This window comes from Stutzerimonas sp. VN223-3 (genome assembly GCF_045999685.1).
Taxonomy (GTDB): domain Bacteria; phylum Pseudomonadota; class Gammaproteobacteria; order Pseudomonadales; family Pseudomonadaceae; genus Stutzerimonas; species Stutzerimonas stutzeri_AR.
In genome coordinates this window covers 691,268-714,318 of sequence record NZ_RBEC01000001.1, presented here as the reverse complement: position 1 = coordinate 714,318, position 23,051 = coordinate 691,268, and the positions used below count along the sequence as shown (strand labels likewise).

The 23,051-nt window shown below is 62.3% G+C and carries 18 protein-coding genes; 7 read left to right on the top strand and 11 right to left on the bottom strand.

Annotation, left to right across the window (positions count from 1 at the left end):
- Nucleotides 1-86: 86 nt before the first annotated feature.
- Nucleotides 87-2,696 (top strand): ligase-associated DNA damage response DEXH box helicase, encoded by a 2,610-nt coding sequence (locus tag D7241_RS03285; protein WP_408100300.1) that lies wholly within the window; start codon nucleotides 87-89, stop codon nucleotides 2,694-2,696.
- A gap of 154 nt (nucleotides 2,697-2,850) precedes the next feature.
- A complete protein-coding gene (gene pdeM / locus D7241_RS03280) occupies nucleotides 2,851-3,507 on the top strand; it encodes a ligase-associated DNA damage response endonuclease PdeM (RefSeq protein ID WP_408100299.1) in 657 nt (218 codons plus the stop codon).
- A 7-nt stretch (nucleotides 3,508-3,514) separates the two neighbouring features.
- Here pdeM and D7241_RS03275 read toward each other — a convergent pair whose 3' ends face one another.
- Complete coding sequence (locus tag D7241_RS03275) at nucleotides 3,515-3,748, bottom strand: hypothetical protein (RefSeq protein ID WP_408100298.1); 234 nt, start codon at nucleotides 3,746-3,748, stop codon at nucleotides 3,515-3,517.
- Between the two features lie 185 nt (nucleotides 3,749-3,933).
- Here D7241_RS03275 and D7241_RS03270 point away from each other — a divergent pair, with 185 nt between their 5' ends.
- Nucleotides 3,934-5,265, top strand: coding sequence for an erythromycin esterase family protein (locus D7241_RS03270; RefSeq protein WP_408100297.1), 1,332 nt, complete (start codon nucleotides 3,934-3,936; stop codon nucleotides 5,263-5,265).
- A gap of 3 nt (nucleotides 5,266-5,268) precedes the next feature.
- The gene (locus tag D7241_RS03265; protein WP_408100296.1) at nucleotides 5,269-5,961 is read left to right on the top strand and encodes a phosphoribosyltransferase; all 693 of its coding nucleotides are present in this window, start codon (nucleotides 5,269-5,271) and stop codon (nucleotides 5,959-5,961) included.
- Between the two features lie 2 nt (nucleotides 5,962-5,963).
- Here the strand turns inward: D7241_RS03265 and D7241_RS03260 are convergent, their stop codons facing one another.
- The 6 genes from D7241_RS03260 to cysM form a co-directional block, all read right to left on the bottom strand.
- A complete protein-coding gene (locus D7241_RS03260; protein WP_408100295.1) occupies nucleotides 5,964-6,119 on the bottom strand; it encodes a hypothetical protein in 156 nt (51 codons plus the stop codon).
- Nucleotides 6,120-6,403: 284 nt separating this feature from the next.
- The gene (locus tag D7241_RS03255) at nucleotides 6,404-6,943 is read right to left on the bottom strand and encodes a DUF2058 domain-containing protein (RefSeq protein WP_255980547.1); all 540 of its coding nucleotides are present in this window, start codon (nucleotides 6,941-6,943) and stop codon (nucleotides 6,404-6,406) included.
- A 121-nt stretch (nucleotides 6,944-7,064) separates the two neighbouring features.
- Nucleotides 7,065-7,895, bottom strand: coding sequence for a nucleoside triphosphate pyrophosphohydrolase (gene mazG, locus D7241_RS03250; protein ID WP_408100294.1), 831 nt, complete (start codon nucleotides 7,893-7,895; stop codon nucleotides 7,065-7,067).
- Nucleotides 7,896-8,057: 162 nt separating this feature from the next.
- A complete protein-coding gene (gene relA / locus D7241_RS03245) occupies nucleotides 8,058-10,301 on the bottom strand; it encodes a GTP diphosphokinase (RefSeq protein WP_408100293.1) in 2,244 nt (747 codons plus the stop codon).
- A 102-nt stretch (nucleotides 10,302-10,403) separates the two neighbouring features.
- Nucleotides 10,404-11,759 carry a 23S rRNA (uracil(1939)-C(5))-methyltransferase RlmD gene (gene rlmD, locus D7241_RS03240; protein ID WP_408100292.1) on the bottom strand — a complete coding sequence of 452 codons (1,356 nt, stop codon included), beginning with the start codon at nucleotides 11,757-11,759 and terminating at the stop codon, nucleotides 10,404-10,406.
- 33 nt (nucleotides 11,760-11,792) lie between these two features.
- A complete protein-coding gene (gene cysM / locus D7241_RS03235) occupies nucleotides 11,793-12,695 on the bottom strand; it encodes a cysteine synthase CysM (RefSeq protein WP_408100291.1) in 903 nt (300 codons plus the stop codon).
- A 275-nt stretch (nucleotides 12,696-12,970) separates the two neighbouring features.
- Between cysM and ggt the strand changes: the two genes are divergently transcribed.
- Entirely contained in the window at nucleotides 12,971-14,767 is a 1,797-nt protein-coding gene (gene ggt, locus D7241_RS03230; RefSeq protein ID WP_408100290.1) for a gamma-glutamyltransferase, read from the top strand.
- 139 nt (nucleotides 14,768-14,906) lie between these two features.
- Here ggt and D7241_RS03225 read toward each other — a convergent pair whose 3' ends face one another.
- Nucleotides 14,907-17,660, bottom strand: coding sequence for a response regulator (locus D7241_RS03225; RefSeq protein ID WP_408100289.1), 2,754 nt, complete (start codon nucleotides 17,658-17,660; stop codon nucleotides 14,907-14,909).
- Between the two features lie 140 nt (nucleotides 17,661-17,800).
- On the bottom strand, nucleotides 17,801-18,427 hold the full coding sequence (locus tag D7241_RS03220) for a trimeric intracellular cation channel family protein (protein ID WP_408100288.1): 627 nt from the start codon (nucleotides 18,425-18,427) through the stop codon (nucleotides 17,801-17,803).
- Nucleotides 18,428-18,550: 123 nt separating this feature from the next.
- On the opposite strand from D7241_RS03220, the gene D7241_RS03215 reads away from it, so the two are divergent.
- Together D7241_RS03215 and D7241_RS03210 are read left to right on the top strand one after the other, a co-directional pair.
- Nucleotides 18,551-19,453 (top strand): HTH-type transcriptional regulator ArgP, encoded by a 903-nt coding sequence (locus tag D7241_RS03215; protein WP_408100287.1) that lies wholly within the window; start codon nucleotides 18,551-18,553, stop codon nucleotides 19,451-19,453.
- 167 nt (nucleotides 19,454-19,620) lie between these two features.
- Nucleotides 19,621-20,334 (top strand): 4'-phosphopantetheinyl transferase, encoded by a 714-nt coding sequence (locus D7241_RS03210; RefSeq protein WP_408100286.1) that lies wholly within the window; start codon nucleotides 19,621-19,623, stop codon nucleotides 20,332-20,334.
- Nucleotides 20,335-20,515: 181 nt separating this feature from the next.
- On the opposite strand, the gene D7241_RS03205 is transcribed toward D7241_RS03210, so the two are convergent.
- Complete coding sequence (locus tag D7241_RS03205; protein ID WP_408100285.1) at nucleotides 20,516-22,117, bottom strand: ATP-binding protein; 1,602 nt, start codon at nucleotides 22,115-22,117, stop codon at nucleotides 20,516-20,518.
- Nucleotides 22,114-22,836 (bottom strand): winged helix-turn-helix domain-containing protein, encoded by a 723-nt coding sequence (locus D7241_RS03200; protein ID WP_408101180.1) that lies wholly within the window; start codon nucleotides 22,834-22,836, stop codon nucleotides 22,114-22,116. Before D7241_RS03200 ends, D7241_RS03205 begins: the two co-directional genes overlap by 4 nt.
- Nucleotides 22,837-23,051 lie beyond the last annotated feature (215 nt).

Sequence of the window (23,051 nt, the reverse complement as noted above, 5' to 3'; positions counted from 1 at the left end):
CGCCGTCGCCCTTCTGTAGGAGCCAGCTTGCTGGCGAATCGCAGCCACGCGACCTCTCATGTTCGCGCTTATTCGCGGCCCGAAGCATGAGCAACCGATCAACCACAGCTGGGGAAAATTGGTTCGCCAGTAAATCCTGGCAACCCTTTCCGTTTCAGCATGAAGTCTGGCAGGCCGTACAAAACGGCGAATCCGGCCTGCTTCACGCCACCACCGGCTCGGGCAAGACCTACGCCGTCTGGCTCGGCGCGCTCGATCGTTTCGCTTCTGTAGGAGCGGGCTTGCCCGCGAAAGAGTCGGATGCACTCGCCAAGCCATCGGACAAACCTGCTCCACTCACAGTCCTCTGGATCACCCCTATGCGCGCCCTGGCCGCGGATACGGCCCGAGCACTCCAGGCGCCGTTGGACGACCTCGGCATCAACTGGAGTATTGGCCTGCGCACCGGCGATACCGCCAGCGCCGAACGCGCCCGACAAAGCCGGCGGCTACCTAGCGCGTTAGTCACCACACCGGAAAGCCTCACCCTGTTGCTGACCCGCGCCGATGCGCGCCAGGCCTTCGGCGGGCTGCGCATGCTGGTGGTAGATGAGTGGCACGAGCTGCTGGGCAACAAACGCGGCGTACAGCTGCAGCTGGCGTTGGCGCGGTTACGCAGCTGGATGCCGGAACTGATCGTCTGGGGGCTATCCGCCACGCTCGGCAATCAACCGCACGCACTGGAAGTGCTTCTGCATCCGGGCACAGGCCGGTTGGTTCAAGGAAAAGTAAACAAGGAGCTGCGCGTCGACACCTTGTTGCCGCCCAGCATTGAACGCTTTCCCTGGGCTGGGCATCTCGGCCTGCGCATGCTGCCGCAGGTGGTCGAAGAAATCGAATCGGCGGCCACTTCCTTGGTGTTCACTAATACCCGCTCGCAATCGGAGCTGTGGTATCAGGCGATTCTCAATGCGCGGCCGGACTGGGCCGGGTTGATCGCGCTGCACCACGGCTCATTGGCCCGCGAAGTACGGGACTGGGTGGAGTTGGGACTCAAGCAAGGTGCGCTGAAGGCGGTAGTCTGCACCTCCAGTCTCGATCTGGGCGTGGATTTTTTGCCCGTCGAACGCGTGCTGCAAATCGGCTCGCCCAAGGGCGTGGCGCGGCTGATGCAACGCGCTGGGCGCTCTGGTCATGCGCCTGGGCGGGCCTCGCGAGTCACACTGGTGCCGACACATAGCTTCGAAGTGGTGGAAGCCGCGGCCGCTCATGTCGCCGTTGCCGAACGGCGGATCGAAGCCCGCAGCGCTCCGCATCGATCGCTCGATGTGCTGGTGCAACATCTGGTAAGCATGGCGCTGGGCGGTGGTTTTCGGCCGGATGAGCTCTACGCCGAAGTGCGCCGGGCCTGGTCCTACCGAGATCTCGATGCCGAACAGTGGCTGTGGGCACTGGCTTTTGTCCGTCACGGTGGGCATTCGCTTACGGCCTATCCGGATTATCAGCGGGTGGAACCGGACGAAACCGGGCTGTGGAAGGTTCCGAGCCGGCGTGTCGCCATGCGCCACCGGATGAGCATCGGCACTATCGTCAGCGATGCCAGTCTGACGGTGAAATTCTGGGCCAAGGGTGGCAGTGGCCGCTCACTGGGCTCGGTGGAGGAAGGTTTCATCGCGCGCCTGCGACCGGGTGACAATTTCCTCTTCGCCGGACGCCTCTTGGAATTGGTGCGGGTGGAAAACATGACCGCTTACGTTAGCCGCGCCACTGGCAAGAAGGCCGCTGTGCCGCGCTGGAACGGTGGGCGCATGCCGCTTTCCAGCGAGCTGGCCGATGCGGTGGTGGAACAACTCGGCGCCGCCTCGCGCGGGGAATTCGCCAGCGACGAGATGCGCCTGGTGCAGCCGTTGCTGGAAGTACAGCTAGGCTGGTCGGCGCTGCCCACTGAAACCACGCTGCTGGCCGAGGTGATGAAGTCCCGCGAAGGTTGGCACCTGTTCCTTTACCCCTTCGCCGGTCGCCACGTGCATCTGGGCCTCGCCAGCCTGCTTGCCTGGCGAATGGGCCAGCGCCAACCGGTGACCTTCTCCATCGCGGTCAATGACTACGGGTTCGAACTGCTTTCGGCCACCGAAGTGGATTGGATGCACTGGCTGACACCCGCGCTCTTCAGCCAAGACAACCTGCTGCACGACGTGCTCGCCAGTCTTAACGCCGGCGAGCTGGCACGCCGGCGTTTCCGCGAGATTGCGCGTATTGCGGGACTGGTGTTTTCCGGCTACCCAGGCGCGCAGAAAAGCGCCCGGCAGCTGCAGGCGTCCAGTGGGTTGTTCTTCGATGTGTTCCGCCAGTACGACCCGGACAACCTGCTGCTGACCCAGGCAGAAGAGGAAGTGCTGCGCCAGGAACTGGAGGTCGAGCGGCTGGAACAAACCCTGACGCGCCTGCAACAGCGTCGGCTGGACATTCATCAGGTCAAGCGCACCACACCATTGGCCTTTCCGCTGATGGTCGAGCGTTTTCGCGAAAGCATGAGTTCGGAAAAGCTGGCCGACCGTATCCGCCGAATGGTCGCCGAACTCGACAAAGCCGCCGGTCCCGGTGGTTATCAGCCCGAGCAAGGCGACGCCATTGCGGTCGAGCGGGAAACCAGCCCGAAACGCAAACCGCGCATGACCAAAGACGGCACGCCGAGGCCGAAGAAGGCGAAACCATAACGCGATGAGCTTTGGGCGAGGCTATTCGCGAGCAAGCTCGCTCCTACAAAAGCAGTGCTCAACTCCGACACCGTAGCGCTCCTGTAGGAGCGAGCTTGCTCGCGAAACGGCATAACACAGACCATCGCCGGGCCAACAGATTAGACTGCCCCCAATGACCCCATACTTGCCCATCGAACTGAAAAACACCGAGCTCTGGTTACTCGCCGACAAAGCCATCTACTGGCCGGAGCAGCAAGCGCTACTGATCGCCGATATCCATTTCGGCAAGGCCGCCGCGTATCGCCGTCTCGGTCAGCCGGTACCGCACGGCACCACCCAAGCCAATCTGCAGCGACTGGATGCCTTACTGGCCCGCTACAGCTGTCGGCAGTTGATCTTCCTCGGCGATTTCCTGCACGCACCGGAATCCCAGACGCCCGCCATCCTGGCGCAACTGCACGCATGGCGCGCAACGCACCCCCAGCTCGAAGTCACGCTGATCCGCGGCAACCACGATCGCCGCGCTGGCGACCCACCGGCGACGCTCGACATGGCCGTGGTCCCCGAGCCGCTGCTGCTCGGTCCGTTCGCCCTGCAGCACGAACCCGATCCGCACCCTACTCATCACGTGCTGGCTGGCCACCTACACCCCGCTTATCGCCTCATCGGACGAGGACGTCAGAGCTTGCGCCTGCCCTGCTTCTGCATCGGCGCACAGGTGAGCCTGCTGCCGGCGTTTGGCAGTTTTACCGGCATGATGGAGCTCGACGCCGACCCAGGTCGGCGTCTGTACGTGGTTGGGGATAACAACGTGTGGCGGGTAGCGTGACCGGCAATCAAGCCTGCGAAATGCCGGTTACGGTGATGCCGAAGCGTTCGGCCAGAAGCGTGGCTGGCGTCTCCTCTATGTCCGGGTCATGCTCAAAGGCATTTTCCTCACCGGCATATTCCTGTTCGGCCTTCTGAGTAACCAGCGCTACTGCCTCGTCTATATCCGGCTGGTGATCGGATTCGGTCCTGAGGATAGAGGTGTTGCCGTCTTTGCTGTACGCGATGATCCAGGTCGTCATGATGCCCCCTCATTCTTAGCGCCTTCGGCAAAATTCTCTCGCCGATATTGGCGTTGCTTTGTTTAGAGACTAGCCCGTCGCCTTCAGTTCTGCCGCTTATGCTTGATCGGACGACCTGCCGAACGGTCCGAACAGAGGTATGCAACGTCGGTCATCGATAGAAGAGCAAGCAAGGAGACGAGGCCATGATCCAATCTCGCCCACGGCCTACCGAGATGACCGAAGAGCAGTTGGCAGAGTTGCTGCGTCAGCATGCCACTCCGCTGCCGCCGGTCGATGATCCAACCTTTGCCAATCATTTCGATCAGTTCGCCGACGCACGGGTCGTGCTGATCGGCGAGGCCAGCCACGGCACTTCGGAGTTCTACCGCGCCCGAGCGGCCATCACCCGCCGGCTGATCGAGCAACACGGATTTACCATCATCGCCGCCGAAGCGGACTGGCCGGACGCTGCGAAGATCGACCGCTACGTGCGCCAGAAACAGCCGCCGACGTGGGTCGAAGAAGGCTTCAAACGCTTCCCGACCTGGATGTGGCGCAACCAGGAAGTCGCGGATTTCGCGCGCTGGCTGCGAGATCACAACGACACTCTGCCGCCCGAGCGGCGCGTCGAGTTTCGCGGGCTGGACGTCTACAGCCTTGGCTCATCGATTCAGGAAGTGCTCGGCTATCTCGACCGCGTCGACCCTCAAGCCGCCAGCGCCGCTCGCCACCGCTACGGTTGCCTCAGCCCTTGGCACGAGGAGCCGGCGATCTACGGCCACAACGTGATGCTTGGCCAGCCGTCCTGCGAAAGCGCAGTGGTCGAACAACTACGCGCGCTTCTCGATCAACGGCTGGAATATCTGGAAACAGATGGTGACAGTTTCTTCAACGCCGAGCGCAACGCCCGTGTCGTGCTTGCCGCCGAGCAGTATTACCGGTCCATGTATCAGGGCTCGACCGAATCCTGGAATTTGCGCGACCGGCATATGTTCGACACCCTGCGCGCTTTGCTGGAACACCGCGGCGACGCTGCCAAAGTGGTGGTCTGGGCGCACAACTCGCACATCGGCAACGCCGCCTCGACGTCCATGGGCTGGGGCGGCGAGTTCAATATCGGCGAGCTATGCCGTACCGCCTTCGGCCGAGACACGGTGTTGATCGGCATGGCAACTGATCGCGGCGAGGTGGCGGCGGCGGATAACTGGGACGAGCCGATGCAGGTCAAGCAGGTCCGTCCTTCGCGCCCGGACAGCTGGGAGCAACTGTTTCTGCGCGCCGGCAAGCCGGCATCGCTGACAACCTGGCGCGACGATGACGAACTGCGCCGTGCATTGGCCAAGCCGCGGCTCGAGCGCGCCATAGGCGTCATTTACCGTCCGGCCACTGAACGTCAGAGTCATTATTTCCAAGCCATACTCTCTGAACAGTTCGACGCCCTGATATGGCTGGAGCAGACGACGGCAGTGACGCCCATCGGCCCACAGCAGATCGACGACGACATCGTTCCGGATACCTATCCATTCGGAGAGTGAGTCATGCGTGCGTTCATTCCTGAAACCCATTTGTTCCGCGACCGCGTCCATGCCGGCCAGGAACTGGCCGAGGCGCTGCTGCATCTGGCCGATACGAAACCCTTGGTGCTCGCTCTGCCACGCGGCGGCGTGCCTGTTGCCTTCGAAGTAGCCAAGAGCCTGAACGCGCCGCTGGATCTGGTGCTGGTGCGCAAGATCGGCGCGCCGGGCAACGAGGAGCTGGCGCTGGGTGCGGTGATCGACGGCGCCGAGCCCAAGTGGGTGATCAATCAGGAGCTATTCAACCAGATCGCGCCGCCGCCAAACTGGTTTGACGAAGAGATGCAGCGTCAGCTGACCGAGCTGGAGCGTCGTCGCCAGCGCTACTGTGGCGATCGGCCAGCGCCCTTGCTCGGCAATCGCTGCGTGATCGTGATCGACGACGGCGTCGCCACCGGCGCGACCGTAAGAGCGGCGCTGAAGGGATTGAAACAATCGAATCCGAGCAGAATCGTGCTCGCGGTACCTGTCGGGCCGAGGGATGTGATCGAGATGCTGCGAACGGAGGTGGATGAACTGGTGTGCCTGGCGATGCCCGAGCCATTCATCGGCGTCGGGCGTCATTACGGTGAATTCGACCAGACTCGCGACGAGCAAGTCATCGACCTGCTCGCGCGTGCTCAAGCCTTCATAGCGGACAAGCCGGCAGAACCTTGAAATCAGGCCACTGGTGCAGGTGGCGGCTGGTCCGGGATCGTCGGCTCGCCCGGCTCGCTGGGTAGGTCCGGTACGCCTGGTTCTTCTGGATCACCGGGCACGCCGCCGGCCTGCCAGCTGAGCGTCTCGTTGTCGTCCGAATAGCCTGTGGTTTCCATGTCGCTGTCCTCCGCTGCGGTAACCGGGAAGTCCGGATAGGTCTATAGCAGTAGAGGCCGAACGACCGGCAGATATCCGTCCTTCCGTCGGGCATGGCAGTCACAGCCAGGCCGATAACTCGCCACGGGCGCCGGAACCGCGCTCAACACAACATCTAGGCTCCTGTAGGAGCGAGCTTGCTCGCGAACAGGTAACTGCACATACGCCAGCAAAGGTCGGCGCCCCGCTGGTTCCTACAGAAGCGGCGGTAGCGCGCGCGAAAATCGCCGTCCAGCGGTAGCCGTTACCACATCAAATCGTCGGGAATCTGGTAAGCGGCATAAGGATCGTCCGCATCCGGAGCTTCGGTCTGGGTGTTGAGCTGGACGATACGGCGCGGATCGCGCTCCTGAATCTTCAACGCCGCCTCGCGCGGAATGACTTCGTAACCGCCACCATGGCGGACGATGGCCAGCGAGCCGCTGGACAGCTTGTCACGCATCAGCTTGTTCACCGACAGACGCTTGACCTTCTTGTCATCGACGAAGTTGTAGTAATCCTCGGTGGTCAACTTGGGTAGGCGGCTGCCTTCGATCAGCTGCTTGATCTGCGCAGTACGCGCCTTCTGCTCGGCCTTTTGCTGCTGCTGGCGGTTCAACTCCTGATCGCGGGCCTGTTTCTCGGCCTGGGCCTTTAGCGCCGCTTCGCGCTGAGAGTCATCCTTTTCTGCCTGGCCTTTCTTAACCAGACGCTGCTGTTTCTGCTGCTGCTTGCCGGCCTGTTTGGCCTGCTTCTCATTGACTAGCCCGGCTTTGAGCAGCTGGTCGCGAAGGGAAAGACTCATGTGTCGGCTCGTCTCGTCGTGGATTCAAAATTAGACGTAGGGTGGATCAGGCTTTGTCGATTCACCCAGGAGAATTGTGGTGGATGAAATGGCCATCCAGGTCTTCGAATTGTCTTGGCTGTTAACCGCAGGAAGGCAACCGTTCGGCTTTCTTCGCCTCGCCCCAGAGCATGTCGAGCTCTTCCAGATCGCAATTCTCGATGGGCCGGCCGCTATCCCGCAAGGCTTGTTCTATAAAGCGGAAGCGCCGTTCGAATTTGCGATTGGCTGCGCGCAGTGCGTTTTCCGGGTCGACCTTCAGATGCCGCGCCAGATTCACCGTGACGAACAGCAAGTCGCCAATCTCCTCGGCGATGGCCTCGGGGTCGTTCTCGCTCATGGCTTCGAGCACTTCGTCCAACTCTTCGCGCACCTTGTCCACTACCGGCAACGCATCCGGCCAATCGAAGCCAACCTGAGCGGTGCGCTTCTGCAGCTTGGCGGCACGGCTCAGCGCCGGAAGCGCGCTGGGTACATCGTCGAGCAAAGACAACTGCTCCGGTGCACCGGCCTTCTCGGCGCGCTCCTCGGCCTTGATCTCTTCCCAACGCTGTTTGATCGCCGCCTCGTCGAGGCGCGGCAATTCAGTCGAACCGTAAAGGTCTCCGTCGGGGAAGACATGCGGGTGCCGGCGCAACAACTTGCGGGTGATTCCGTCGACCACCGTACCGAACTCGAAGCGCCCCTCTTCCTTCGCCAGTTGACTGTAATAGACGACCTGAAACAACAGATCGCCCAACTCGCCTGGCAGATGATCGAAGTCACCGCTCTCGATGGCATCTGCCACCTCATAGGCCTCTTCGAGGGTGTGCGGCACGATGCTGGCGTAATCCTGCTGCAAGTCCCAAGGGCAGCCATGCTGGGGGTCACGCAGCCGGGCCATCAGATGCAGCAGGTCGTTGAGTTGGTACATAGAATTCCTCGGGCCAAGCGGCAATCGTAGCGGCGTTTCGGTGGATGTAAAAAAGCGACATCCACACTACGGAGTCAAGCCGATTGTAGGGTGGATCGGGGCGCGTAGCTGACGCTTCACCCATCCACCGTGACGCGGCCGGCAACACCGCCGGAGAGCGCCTCACGTCGCTCTTTGACGCTTGGCCTCGATGATATTCGGGAGTTGCGAAACCCGGCCGAGCAACCGCCCCAGAGCATCCAGCCCTGGAATTTCAATGGTCAGCGACATCAATGCCGTGCTGTCTTCCTTGTTCGAGCGCGTGTTGACGGCGAGCACGTTGATCCGCTCGTTGAGCAGGATCTGCGAAACGTCGCGCAGCAGGCCAGAACGGTCGTAGGCACGGATGACGATATCCACGGGATAGGTTTTCTCGGGAATCGGACCCCAGCTGACCTGGATGATCCGCTCCGGCTCGCGCCCGGCCAGTTGCAGCACCGAGGCGCAATCCTGACGGTGGATGCTTACGCCACGGCCCACGGTGATATAGCCAACGATGGGGTCGCCCGGCAGCGGCTGGCAGCAGCCTGCCATTTGCGTCAGGAGATTGCCGACGCCCTGAATCTGCACGTCGCCGCGCTTGCCCGGCTTGGTGCTGGTAGGTCTACGCGGGATCAATTCGAGCTGATCGGAATGACCGTCCGGCTCCACCAATTGCTGGGCATGATTGACCAGCGGGGCCAAACGCAAATCGCCGGCGCCAAGCGCGGCGAACATATCTTCAGCGGCCCTCAGGCCGGCTTTTTCGGCCAGTTTGTCGAAGTCGACCGGTGGCAGATCGAGACGGCCCAGCTCACGTTCCAGCATCGCCTTGCCGGCAGCGACGTTCTGATCGCGGGCCTGCAGCTTGAACCAGTGGACAATTTTTGCCCGCGAGCGTGAGGTGGTGATGTAGCCCAGGTTGGGGTTCAGCCAATCGCGGCTCGGCGAGCCGTGCTTGCTGGTGATGATCTCGACCTGCTCGCCGGTCTGCAGGCTGTAGTTGAGCGGCACGATGCGCCCGTTGATCTTGGCGCCGCGGCAGTTGTGGCCGATCTCGGTATGCACGCGGTAGGCGAAGTCCAACGGTGTGGCGCCTTTGGGCAGGTCGATCGCGTGACCGTCAGGCGTGAACACGTAAACCCGATCGGGCTCGATATCCACCCGCAATTGATCGGCCAGACCACCGATATCACCCAGCTCTTCATGCCATTCGAGCACCTGACGCAGCCAGGAAATCTTCTCCTCGTAATGGTTGGAGGTGCTCTTGACGTCGGTGCCCTTGTAACGCCAGTGCGCACAGACGCCCAGCTCGGCCTCCTCGTGCATGGCCTGGGTGCGGATCTGCACCTCCAGAACCTTGCCCTCCGGGCCGAGCACGGCGGTATGCAATGAGCGGTAGCCGTTCTCCTTGGGGTTGGCGATGTAGTCGTCGAATTCCTTGGGAATGTGCCGCCAAAGCGTATGCACGATGCCCAGCGCGGTGTAGCAATCGCGCACTTCCGGCACCAGCACACGCACGGCGCGAACGTCGTAAATCTGGCTGAACTGCAGGCCCTTCTTCTGCATCTTCCGCCAGATCGAATAGATGTGCTTGGCGCGGCCGTCGATCTCGGGATCGATGCCGGTAGCCGTCAATTCTTCCTTGAGCTGTTGCACCACGCTGTCGATGTATTGCTCGCGATCCAGACGACGCTCATGCAGCAACTGGGCGATCTGCTTGTACTGCTCGGGCTCGAGATAGCGGAAGGACAAATCTTCCAATTCCCACTTGATGTGGCCGATGCCCAGGCGGTGCGCTAGCGGCGCATAGATATCGAATACCTCGCGGGCGACGCGGTGACGCTTGTTATCGTCGGCATTTTTTACCGCGCGGATCGCGCAGGTGCGCTCGGCCAGCTTGATCAGCGCGACGCGCACGTCGTCGACCATCGCCACGAGCATTTTGCGCAGGTTTTCCACCTGGGTTTGGGTGCCCAACACCAGCGACTCGCGCGGGTTGAGGCTGGCGCTGATGGCGGCCATGCGCAGCACACCTTCGATCAGCTTGGCGACCACCGGGCCGAACTGCTGATGAACCTCCGCCAGTTGGATTTTGCCTTCGCGCACACCTCGGTACATGACCGCCGCAACCAGGCTGTCCTGGTCGAGTTTGAGATCGGCGAGAATCTCGGCAATTTCGAGTCCGGCGTGAAAGCTGGAAGTACCTTCGCTCCACAGGTTCTGTGCAGCGTTGGCCTGCTGTTCCGCCGCGCGAGCGAATTCGCAGGCCTGTTTGAGTGCGTCGCGGTCGAGTGCCGGGTCCATTCCCAGCACATGATCGAGCCAGCCATCGAGGTTGATGCTGCCGTCGGTATTGATCGGCTGAAGCGCTCTGACCTGGACCATCTAATTTACCTTCCCTCTACGCATCATCTGCGTCGAATACGCCGACTTTCTCGGAGTCGGTCGGTTGAACCACAGGCCTTTTGCCTGTCGAAAATTCCAGCGCTACGCCGGCCGCTCGAAGAGCGCCATGGCCTCGACGTGCGCTGTTTGTGGAAACATGTCCAGCACCCCGGCCCGTTTCAGCTGAAAGCCTTGGCGCACCAGCTCTGCGGCGTCGCGTGCCAGCGTTGCAGGATTACATGAAACATAAACCACGCGCCGTGCTCCTAAAGTCTGCATTTGCCTGGCCAGTTCCAGCGCGCCGTCACGCGGCGGATCCAGCAACACCGCGGCAAAACCGCCTTTGGCCCACTGCGCTTCGATAAGCGGCTTCGACAGGTCCGCCTGATAGAAGTGCGCATTCTCCAGACCGTTATGCGCCGCATTGGTGCGGGCGCGCTCGACCATCTCTTCGACGCCCTCGACTGCAATCACCTCAGCCCCCTTACGGGCCAGCGGCAGGGCGAAGTTGCCCAGCCCACAGAACAGATCCAACACCCGCTCGCCCGGCTCCGGTACCAACCATTCCAGCGCCTGCGCCACCATCGCCTCGTTAACCGGTGCGTTGACCTGAACGAAGTCGCCTGGCCGCCAGGCCAGCTCAAGATCCCAGGCCGGCAGGCGGTAGCCCAGCGTATACGCCGGCTCCAGCGGCTGCGGCTGGCCTTCGCCCTGCAACCAGAGCTGCACGCCCTGCTCCAGGGTGAACGCCTTGAGGCGCTGCAAATCCGCGTCAGCCAGTGCCACCGTATGGCGCACCAGCACCGCTTCGGCGGTGCCACTGAACAGCTCTACGTGTCCGATCGCCTGCGGTTTGTCCAAGGCTTGCAGAACCGTCAGCAATGCCGGCAGCAGCGTTTGCAAAGGCTGTACCAGCACGTGGCATTCGCGGATCGAAACGATGTCCTGGCTGGCGCCAGCGCGAAAACCGACATCCAGCCGCTGCGCCTTGTTGTTCCAGCGCACCGCCAGCCGGGCACGTCGACGATAGCCGAACTCGGGCCCACTCAGCGGTGCCGCCCAGATCTGCGGCTCGATACCCGCCAGTCGCGACAGCTGTTCGGCGAGACTGCGTTGCTTGAGCGTCAATTGATCGGCAGCCGGCAGGTGCTGCAGAGTGCAGCCGCCACAAATGCGGGCATGCGGACAGGGTTCGGCGCGGCGCAGTTCACTGGCGGTCAAGATGCGTTCGCTACGGGCTTCGACGATCTGGCTGCGCGCGCCCAGCACCCGCGCCTCGACGTCCTCACCGGGCAGAGCGCCCTCGACGAACCAGGTCCGGCCGTCGAGAAAGGCGATGCCGCGTCCGTCGTTGGCCAGGCGCTCGATCTTCAGGCGTTGCTTCTTGCCGGTCGGTATCTGCGGCTTCTTCTCACCGCCACTGGGCTGAAAGCGCAAGCCGCCGCTGCGTTTGGCCATCAGCGGAGTCCGCCCTGAGTTCGCCTTGCCAGGTCAGTTGGGTTGGTCATAGACGCCTGTCGAGAGATAGCGGTCGCCCCGGTCGCAAATGATCGCCACGATCACTGCATTCTCGACTTCTTGCGATAGGCGCAACGCCCCCGCCACCGCGCCGCCGGACGACACGCCACAGAAAATACCCTCTTCGCGGGCCAGACGACGCATCACGTCCTCGGCTTCGGCCTGTGCCATGTCGACGATGCGATCGACACGCTCGGCCTGGTAGATCTTCGGCAGGTATTCCTCTGGCCAACGGCGAATGCCCGGAATCGACGCGCCTTCCATGGGTTGCAAGCCGATGATCTGGATCGCCGGGTTCTGCTCCTTGAGGTAACGCGACACGCCCATGATGGTGCCAGTAGTGCCCATGGAGCTGACGAAATGAGTGATGCTGCCACCCGTCTGCTGCCATAGCTCAGGGCCGGTGCTGGTGTAATGCGCCTCAGGGTTGTCGCCGTTGGCGAACTGATCGAGCACCTTGCCGCGACCTTCGGCGGCCATCTTCACAGCCAGGTCACGGGCACCTTCCATGCCCTCGTCCTTGCTCACCAGAATCAGCTCGGCGCCGTAGGCGGTCATGGCCGCCTTGCGCTCGGCGCTGGAGTTATCCGGCATGATCAGAATGAACTTGTAACTTTTGATCGCCGCGGCCATGGCCAGGGCGATGCCGGTATTGCCGGACGTGGCTTCGATCAGCGTATCGCCGGGCTTGATGTCGCCGCGCGCTTCGGCACGAGCGATCATCGACAATGCCGGGCGGTCTTTGACGGAGCCGGCCGGGTTATTGCCTTCGAGTTTGACCAAAATCGTGTTGGTGGTTTCGCCGGGCAGACGCTGCAGGCGAACCAGCGGAGTATTGCCGACGCAATCGGCAATGGTCGGGTACTGAATTGTCATGGCGACGATGAACCGAGCGGCATTGGAAGGCGCACATGATACCGGCAACGACCGCAGACGGGCAGACCGCTTGACCCTTCCTCGAGTCCTGAACGGCACGAGCCGTACCAGCACGAGCCTGTAACTTGGGAACGCAGCGAACCACAAGGCGAGCCAGTTGTACCGCGAAATGCCGACGCTGGCCGATCAAGCTTGGCCGATGCTTGTCTGTCGTTAGGTCTATAAAGAATCTATCTTCGAGCTTTTGCCTTTCACCTTCTACTAAGGAACCCGCCATGCCCGCCGGACGCGCCGCACTGGTTTCAACGCTTTTCCTCCTCAGCGTTACTGCCTGCACCAATCCGGATGGCCCATCCAGCGAAACCCCGCCCGCTCCGGAGGCCTCAAGCGGTTACACCGCAAAGCCCGGCTGGGCCGTCGAACGCTTCGCCGTGGCCGCGGCCAATCCGCTGGCGACAGAAGTGGGTTACGAAATTCTCAAGGCCGGTGGCAGCGCGATGGACGCCGCCGTTGCGGTGCAGATGGTTCTGAGCCTGGTCGAGCCGCAGTCCAGCGGGCTCGGCGGCGGTGCCTTTCTACTGTATTGGGACGGTGAAAATGTCGCTGCGCTGGACGGTCGCGAGACTGCGCCGGCCGCTGCCAATGAAAATCTATTTCTGAACCCCGACGGCACCCCCATGGATTTTCTGCAGGCCGTGGTTGGCGGTCGCTCTGTCGGTGTACCTGGCACGGTGAAGATGCTTGAACAGGCACACCAGCAGTACGGCAAGCTGCCCTGGAGAGAACTGCTGCAACCTGCAATTCGTCTTGCCGAGGATGGCTTCGCCATCAGTCCACGTCTGCACAGCCTGCTCCAGAGCGACCCAGCGCTACGCGACAACCCGCCCGCGGCAGCCTTTTACTACCAGCCGGACGGCAAGCCGTGGCCTGTCGGTTACCGACTGCGCAACCCCGCCCTCGCCGCACTGCTGCGCAACATTGCGCAGGATGGCAGCGATGCCTTTTACCGCGGCACCAATGCCCAGGCACTGGTCAAACAGGTGAACAGCCATCCGAGCAACGCCGGGAAGATCACGCTAAGCGACCTTGAGGTCTACGAGCCGCGTCAGCGCGACGCCCTCTGCAACCTCTGGCGGAACCAGTATCAAGTCTGTGGTTTTCCGCCGCCCTCGTCCGGGCACATCACCCAAATGCAGATCCTCGGAATACTGGAGCAGCTGGGACCCTTGCCGGCACTGGATCAGGGTGTACCGTCAGTCGATTTCCTGCACCGCTATACCGAAGCAGCGCGTCTGGCCTACGCCGATCGTGCAAAGTATCTGGCTGATCCGGATTTCGTTCCCGTACCGGGGCGGACCTGGAACAGCATGCTCGCGCCTGATTATCTCAAGCAGCGCGCCGAGCTGATCGGTCCGCGTAGCATGGGCACCGCCGAGCCCGGCGAACCTGGAGATATGCCCATCGCGTTCGCATCGCAGGCTGAGCAGCCGGAGTACGGCACCAGCCATATCAGCATTGTCGATGCCGAAGGTAACGCGCTGGCGATGACCACGACTATCGAACAAGCGTTCGGTTCGCGCCTGCTCAATGACGGCGGTACCGGGCTGCCCGGTGGTTACCTGCTGAACAACGAACTCACCGACTTCGCCTTCGTACCACGTGATGCCCAGGGCCGGCCGGTGGCCAACCGCGTCGAGCCGAATAAACGTCCGCGCTCGAGCATGAGCCCGACGCTGGTGTTCGATGCTGCGGGCGAGAAGTTGCTGGCAAGTGTCGGCTCGCCAGGCGGCGCGGCGATCATCCACTTCACGGCGAAGACACTGCTGGGCATGTACGGCTGGGGACTGGATGCGCAGCGGGCGATAGACCTGCCCAATTTCGGCAGCTTCAATGGTCCGACGGTGCTAGAAGCAGATCGCTTCCCGGACGGCACAGTGCAGGCGCTTAAAGCGCGAGGTCATGAGGTCAACGAGACAGAGATGACCAGCGGACTACAGGCTATTCAGCGCACCGACAGCGGCTGGTTCGGCGGTGCCGATCCGCGTCGTGAAGGCGTTGTGATGGGTGAGTGAAACTACGATCGCATCAGCCATCCCTGCGATAGCAGCTGAGGAATAGAGGCAGCCCAGCGGCCTGCCTCGCCGCAAAGGCGCGCCTCCGACACCAGGTGCGCATCTACTAGGCGTGGAAGGCCCGACCTCAGGGCGTGTGCTAGACGACCCGAGCCTCGTATTCCAACCGTTCGATGGCGCTGTCCAACTCGTCCAACGCCTGGGCGGCGCTCGGGTGATTCTGCTTGAGCAAGGTCTCGCTGCGCTCGCAGGCGGCCCGCAGCTGCGGAACGCCGCAGTAACGGGTAGCGCCGTGCAGCCGGTGAACGCGATCGATCATCGCCTGTTGATCGTTGACCAGGCGCGCTTCACGGATCGCCCGCCGATCATCATCCAGGGACGCCAGCAACATGCTCATCATGTCCGTCGCCAGATCGGCCTTGCCCGCGGCCAGACGTAACCCCTCCTCCGCATCCAGCACCTTGAGGTTGTTTTCCGGTAACGGCACTTCGGCAGGTGCCGCCAGGAAACTGCGCAGCAGCGGCAGCCCGGTCCACTTCAGCACCACCTGCGCGAGCTGCCGTTCGCTGATCGGTTTGGTCAGGTAATCGTCCAGGCCGCTCTGCAATAACGAACGCTTTTCGTTGGACAGCGCATGCGCGGTGAGCGCGATGATCGGCAGAGGTGGCTGTCCGCTGTCGACTTCCCATTGACGGATCGCCTCGGTGGTCTGGCGACCGTCCATGCCGGGCATCTGCACGTCCATGAACACCAGATCGAAAGCCTTGCGCTTGACCGCCTCGAGCGCCTCCTTGCCGCTGCCCACCGCTTCGGCGTCGCCACCCATGTCGGTGAGCAGCGTTTCCAGCAGCAACAGGTTGGCCGGGTTGTCGTCGACACAAAGGACGCGCGGCGGGCGGGTCTCGGGCATAGCCATGCTCTCGGCCAGTGCCTGTGGCGGGCGCAGCAGATCGAGCAGGACCCGCTGCAGCTTGCGCGTGCAGGCCGGCTTGCCCTGCAGTTGAGTATGAGTGTGAGATTCGGGCAGGGCCTCGTGGTACTGCGCCTGCTCGCTGGTCGGGCAGAGCACGATGCACTTGCAGCCCAGCCCCTCGAATTCCCACAGCCGCTGACACAGCTGCTGCGGTCCGATCTCGCGGCTGGACACGCCAAGCACGGCGATTTCGATGGGCGTGTCGCCTGTGCGTGCGGTCGCCACAGCTTCCTGCAGCTGATCCAGGGTGCTGAACGGCACTACCTCAAGGCCACAGCCTTCCAGCTGATGCTGCAGTGCCTGGCGCGCCAACGGGTGCTGCTCAAGCAGCCCGATCTTGCGCCCCAGCAGGGCTGCGCGCGGTAGGTCCTCAATATCGTCGCGGGCCTTGGGCAGGCTCAGGCTGATCCAGAATTCGGAGCCCTCCTCAGGAATGCTGTCGACGCCGATTTCGCCGCCCATTTGCTCGATCAGACGCTTGGATATCACCAGCCCCAGGCCGGTACCGCCGGGTTGGCGCGACAGGGAGTTGTCCGCCTGACTAAAGGCCTGAAACAACGCACGCAGGTCCTGATCGGTCAAGCCGATGCCGGTGTCCTGCACGCTGATGCGCAGCTGGGCGCGATCGGAGCGTTCGTCCTCGACCATGGCACGGACGACGATGGTGCCTTCGTTGGTGAACTTGATGGCGTTGCTGACGAGATTGGTCAGCACCTGCTTGAGGCGCAGCGGATCGCCAACTAGCGACAGCGGCGTATCGCGATAGACCAGGCTGACCAGCTCCAGATGCTTGGAATGAGCCGCTGGACCGAGGATGGTCAGGGTGTCTTCGATCAGGTCGCGCAGGTTGAACGGAATATTGTCGAGCACCAACTTACCGGCCTCGATTTTTGAGAAATCGAGAATCTCGTTGATGATCCCCAACAAGCTGTCGGCGGATTTTTCGATGGTCGACAGATAATCCTGCTGGCGCGGCGTGAGATCGCTTTTCTGCAGCAGATGGGTAAAGCCGAGTATGCCGTTGAGCGGCGTGCGGATTTCGTGGCTCATGTTGGCTAGGAACTCGGATTTGATCCGGCTGGCTTCCAGAGCCTCCTTACGCGCCAAGTCCAGTTCGATGTTCTGGATCTCGATGGTTTCGAGGTTCTGCTGTACGTCCTCGGTCGCCTGATCGATGCTCTGCTGCAACTCCTCGCGGGCGCTGAGCAGCGCCTCGGCCATGCGATTGATGCCCGCCGCCACCTCATCCATTTCATGGCTGCCGAGCGGAGGCAGCCGGGTTTCCAGATAGCCGTCTTTGAGCTGAGCCACCGCTACCTTGACCTTGTGCAGCGGCTTGCTGATGGCGGTGCTCATGCGCAATGCCAGCAATGCGGTGATGATCAGTCCGGCGCCGATCAGCAACAGACTGGTGAACAGACTTCGATAGCCACGCAACAGCGTGCCCTGATGCGACAGCTCCAGTTCCAGCCAGCCGATCTGGCGAAAATCGTCGTTCGGGTTGTCTTCGGCGAGGTTGAGATGCTTGCCAAGCACTGGCATCAGGATGCGCGTGGTGTCGACACTGCTGACCTGAGTCAGCGCCTCGGGATCGGCCGGTGGCGAGGGCGTAATCATATTTGGCCCGGCATGGGCCTGCAGGTTGCGCTCGATATCGAGGATGGATACCGCGCGCACATCATGTTGATCCAGCACCTGCTTGAGGATCCGCTGAAGACGCTTGTCGTAGCCCTGGGCCATGGCCGGTGCAGCCAGCGGCGCCAACTGCTCGGCGATCAGTTGGCCGCGTTCGTCGAGTTGGTGGCGCATCTCCGCCAGCTGCATCCAGGTGAAATAGATGCCGAGCACCACGGCCAGCACGGTGCTGGGCAGCAGTATCAGCGCCAGCACACGACTCCTTATTCCTAGATCTTTAAGCACGGATCCATTCCCCGGTTTGCCAGGCGACTAGTGTAGCGGCTCAGCGTGCGGGAATCTGCCTGCCAGAGCCGCCCGGCGACAGGGCGCGCTGACGATCGATCAGCAATCCGTCAGGCAGACCCTGGCAGGCAGTTGGACAATCAGTCCAGACCGCGGATATTCCGCTCCTGAAAATCGGGAAGTTTCCAATGGAAGGTCATCGCCAGCACGCGGAACAGGAAGCCGGCACAGAGTGTGGCGAGCGAGGCGATGGAATTGCCGACACCCAACCAGAGCAGCGCGACATAGAGCACACCCGTGAACAGCGCCACCGTCGCATACAGCTCGCGCTGCAGCACCATCGGCACCTCGTTGCAGAGGATGTCGCGCAGCAATCCGCCGAACACACCGGTGATCACGCCGGCCAGCACCACGATCGAGACATGCGCGCCCATCTTCATCGCCACGCCGCAGCCGATCACGGTGAACGCCACCAAGCCCAGACCATCGACCAGCAGAAACACCTGCCGCAGATGGTGCATATGCCGCGCTACCATGGCGGTAACGATGGCCGCGCCAATGGTGAATCCAAGGTATTCCGGGTTGGCGATCCAGCCCACCGGGTAATGCCCCAGCAACACGTCGCGCGCCGTGCCGCCGCCGAGTGCGGTCACCGTGCCTAGCAGGCAGATGCCGAACAGATCCATACCGCGACGCATGCCCATGATGGCGCCGGACATGGCTTCAGCCGTAATCGCGATCAGATAGATAATGTGCAACAAGGTCACGGCGCGACTCCAAGCTGGGCGGGACGATGAAAGGCGCGCGATTATGGGGCAGACTCCGGCTTAATCGTTGTGGCTAAGTAAATTTAGGCTATACAAATATTTCCTTAATCGGAGCGCCACCTCTTGAATCTCGACCCCAAACAGACCGAAGCCTTTCGCGCTGTCATCAAGACCGGCAGCTTCGAGCAGGCAGCGTTGCGTCTGCACCTGACGCCCCCTGCTATTTCGCAGCGGGTACGCGCCCTGGAAAGTGCATTGGGCAACGCGCTGGTGGTGCGTAGCCGGCCCTGCCGCCCCACCGAGACCGGTCAGCGACTGTTGCAATATCTCAAGCGGGCAACTTTGCTCGAAGCCGACCTGATAGCGGATCTGGCCGAACGCAGCGATGCGCCGTTGGTGGTGGTCGCCGCACTCAATGCCGACAGCCTCGGCACATGGTTCTTCCCGGCCCTGGCCGAAGTGCTGATGCGCGAACGCGTGCTGCTGGACCTGACCGTCGAAGATCAGGACCACACCTACAGCCTGCTGGAAACCGGACTGGCGATCGGCTGCATCAGCACCGAGCCCAAACCCATGCGCGGCTGCACCGCCAGCCCGCTGGGCAGCATGCGTTATCGTCTGGTGGCCTCGACGGAGTTTCGCCAGCGGCACTTCGCCAACGGCCTCACCCGCAACGCCGCACGCAAGGCTCCGGTGGTTGCTTACACCCGCAAGGACAGCCTCACCTCCTCCTTTCTGCTGCGCCAGTTGGGCCTGCCGGAAGGCGCCTATCCTTGCCACTACGTACCCGGTGCCGAGCCGCATTTCAGCGCGATCCGCTATGGCCTGGGTTACGGCATGGTGCCGGAACTGTTGTTGGACGACGCCCTGGCGCAAGGCGCGGTGGTCGATCTGGCGGAAGATGCGCCGCTGGATATCGCACTGTATTGGCACACCTGGAAGGTACAGTCGCCACGAATGGAAAACCTGTCGCGACAGATCGTCGAAGCCGCACCGAAGATCCTTGCACAACCGGAGGAGGCGTAGTGCGACGGCGCCGTCAGGCTCCCTACTAGCGCGCTCTTCGCGAGCAAGCTCGCTCCTACAAAAGCTGTCCGGTGCTAGCCGGAGCACCGTAGGAGCGAGCTTGCTCGCGAAAAAGAGTATGGCGAGCACGAACCTCGGATCCAGCAGTTGAGGCACACTAGCGCACCATGAATTCTCGACCTCAGCACCCCGCCTGCTGCTCGCCTTTGCTCGATCATTGGCCACTGCCGCGTGCCCTCCCCGGCGTGCACCTGCTCAGCACCCGTTTCGATCCCAACCTGCTCGATCCAAACGACTTCAGCCGCTGGGGCCTTCCCGCCCTGGCTGCGGTGAGCAAGCGCCAAACCGAATTTCTCGCCGGCCGAATTTGCGCCCACGAAGCGCTGCGCCGGGTTACCGGTGTTCCGGGCATTCCCGCCGTTGGTGAAGATCGTTCGCCTTGCTGGCCGACCGGTGTAGTCGGCTCCATTACCCATGGCGCCGGCTGGGCCGCGGTGGTGGCGGCGCGAAGTGAACATTGGCGCGGGTTGGGACTGGATGTGGAAAAGCTGTTACCCGTCACAAAAGCCGATCGCCTAGTCGCCGAGATCCTCACACCACGGGAGCTGGAAGGCTACGCCGAGCGTCCTGACGCACAGCGAGCGCTGCTGGTTACCGTGACCTTCTCGATCAAGGAGAGCTTGTTCAAGGCGCTCTATCCGTTGGTGAATACGCGTTTCTATTTTCAAGAAGCCGAACTGATTCACTACGACAGCAGCGGCCACGCGCGCCTACGCCTGCTTAATGATCTCTCGGAAGAATGGTCGACCGGCGCCGAGCTGGAGGGCCAGTTCGTTCAGTTCGACGATTATCTGCTGAGCCTGGTCAGCATTCCGGCCTGAAGACGCGCTTTAAGAGGCGGAAGGATGCAATCCGTCGCTTGTGGCTTGATGGATTTCCTTCATTCTACGGGTGAGCCAACAGGCAGGACGTGGAGCGGCACGCCCGGCGGATGCAACCCATCGCTCCCAAACTCCAACGGTACTGCGCACTTAAAACTGATTCGCGCCAAGGCGGCGTCACTTACCCCGGCTGCTTTCGCGGCCAGACCAGGCTGAAGCGCGCTCCGCCCAGTTCACTGTGGCCGATCTGTGATCGCCCACCGTGCCAGTAAGTGATTCGCCGCACGATGGAAAGCCCCAACCCATGACCACCGGAGGCTCGAGTACGGCTATCGTCCAGACGCAGGAAGGGCGCGAAGACTTTCTCCCACGCCTCTTCCGGTACGCCCGGCCCGTCATCGTCGACGCTCAGCTGCGCGCGCTCGGCGTCGACGATGAAGCTCACCTGCACCTGCGTTTCAGCGTGGCGCATGGCGTTGGTAACCAGATTACTCAGCGCACGGCGTAGATAATGCGGCTCGGCCTCTACTAGGCAGCTACCGTCGAAAGCCGGCACACAAGCGCCACGCTCAACCCGTACGTTTGCGCGCAGCGGTGCCAGCTCACCGATCACCTGATCGACCAGCGCGCCGAGATCGACCATCTGAAAGGTCAACTCAGGCGAACCGCGTTCGAGACGGGTATAGACCAGCATTTCATCCACCAGCCGGTCGAGGTCATCAATGTCACCGTCCATGCCTTCGAGGTACTTGGTCCGAGCCTCAGGCGTCTGCGCCTCGGCTGCCATTTCCAACCCGAACCGCAGACGCGCAACCGGCGTGCGCAGCTCATGCGCCACCGCGCTGACCATCTCGCGCTGTACCGCCAACAAGCGCTGAAGGTGGCTGGCCATGCCGTTGAAGGCCTTCGCCAGCCGCCCCACCGAATCGGTGCCGGCGGCCGGCACACGCGTCTCCAGATTGCCACCGGCGATACGCGTGGCGGCGCTTTCCACTTCGCGCACGCGCCGTTCGAGTTGGCGCACCAGCAGATAGACAGTGAGCCCGATCAGCGACAGCCCGAGCACGCCAATCACGATCAGCAGCTGCGGCGGATAAGGGTTCAGCTGATGCAACGGGCCCAGCGACATGATCCAAGGCGTTCCGGAAATCGCGGCGAACACGCGGATGGCATCACCACCCTTGTCCAGCGCCATGACCGTGTCGCCCTCGTCGAGGCGACGGCGCTGATCGTCATCGAGGCTGGCGCTGTCGCGGGTGAGCAGCTCCAGCGCATAGCCAAAGCCACGGGCCTTTTTCAATTCAGCCAGGCGCTGGGGTTGCTCTTGCTCGGGATAGCGGATCAGCTCGTCGATCAGCAGATAGATGGTCGCGCGTGCCAGCTGTTCGCTGATCTGTTCGACCTCACCGGTGAGCACCAGGCGATCGGTGGCGCTGACCAGGGAAAATATCGTGACGCTATGCGGACGCATCTGCTCGACCAGCACCTGGCCGCGCAATAAGCGGGTTTCCAGGCGGCTCTCCAGACTGACGTCTTCCAGCGTACGCACCCGCAGCGGGATGCCTAGCAGACGGCCCCAGAGATTCGCCGCCTGGCGGCGTTCGATAGGCGTCATGCTTTGCATGTTGTGCGCCATGAGGCGGAACGTGCCAGCGGCCAGCGCCTCGCGATGGTGATCGGCGCGCACCTCGTTGAGCAGTTGCAGGCCACCGGCACCCAGCAGCCCAACCAGTACCAACACGGCGAGCACGCCGCCATAGATGCGCAGGAAGACCGAATTCACTGCAGCGCTTCAGCCGCTTCGGATACGAATAGATAGCCTTTGCCACGCACCGTTTTGATCAGCCGTGGATGCTCGGGATCGTCACCGATTTTGGGGCGGATGCGTGAAATACGCACATCGATGGAGCGGTCCTGGCCGTCGTACTCGATGCCGCGCAACTCGGAAAAGATCTGCTCGCGGGACATGATGCGCCCCGGATTGGAGGTCAACAGCCAGAGCAGATCGAACTCGGCGCCGGTCAGCTCGATACCTTCGCCGCGCAACCAGGCCTCGCGCAGCGCGTTATCGACGACCAGCGGGCCGTACTGCAAACGCTTGCCGTTGGTGGCCGGGGCCGGCTCCGCTCCCTCACGTCGGCGCAACAGTGCCCTAATCCGCGCCAACAGCAGGCGTGGACGCACCGGTTTGCAAACATAGTCGTCGGCGCCGATCTCCAGGCCCAGCACCTGATCGAGATCATCGGCGCGGGCGGTGAGCATCAGAATCGGGCCATCGTAGCGATGGCGCACCTTGCGGCAGATGGTCAGCCCATCCTCGCCCGGCAGCATCAAATCGAGCACGACTAGATCAGGCCGCTCGTTGATGATGCGCTCGGCAGCCTGGGCACCGTCCGCCTCGATCGACACCTGCATGCCATTACCTTCGAGATACTCACGGGTCAACTCGGCCAACCGCTGGTCATCTTCGACAATCAGGATGTTCCACGACTCTTGATCCACCATGCGCCCTCCCCAGATCATCGGCCGCATTGTAGCGTTACGCCGAGGCGAGATGGCAGCGTCGCGCCGCCTGGCGACGCAGAGCATCCGGCCAGCTGGATGGCTGGCAGCCCGTTGTGGCACCAAAGCCCAAAGTCGCTTCGGTGTCAGCCTGACGCTTTTATCGTCATGTGGAAGGCCTGCACTGCCAAGCGCAACTGATCGGTGGCCTTTTA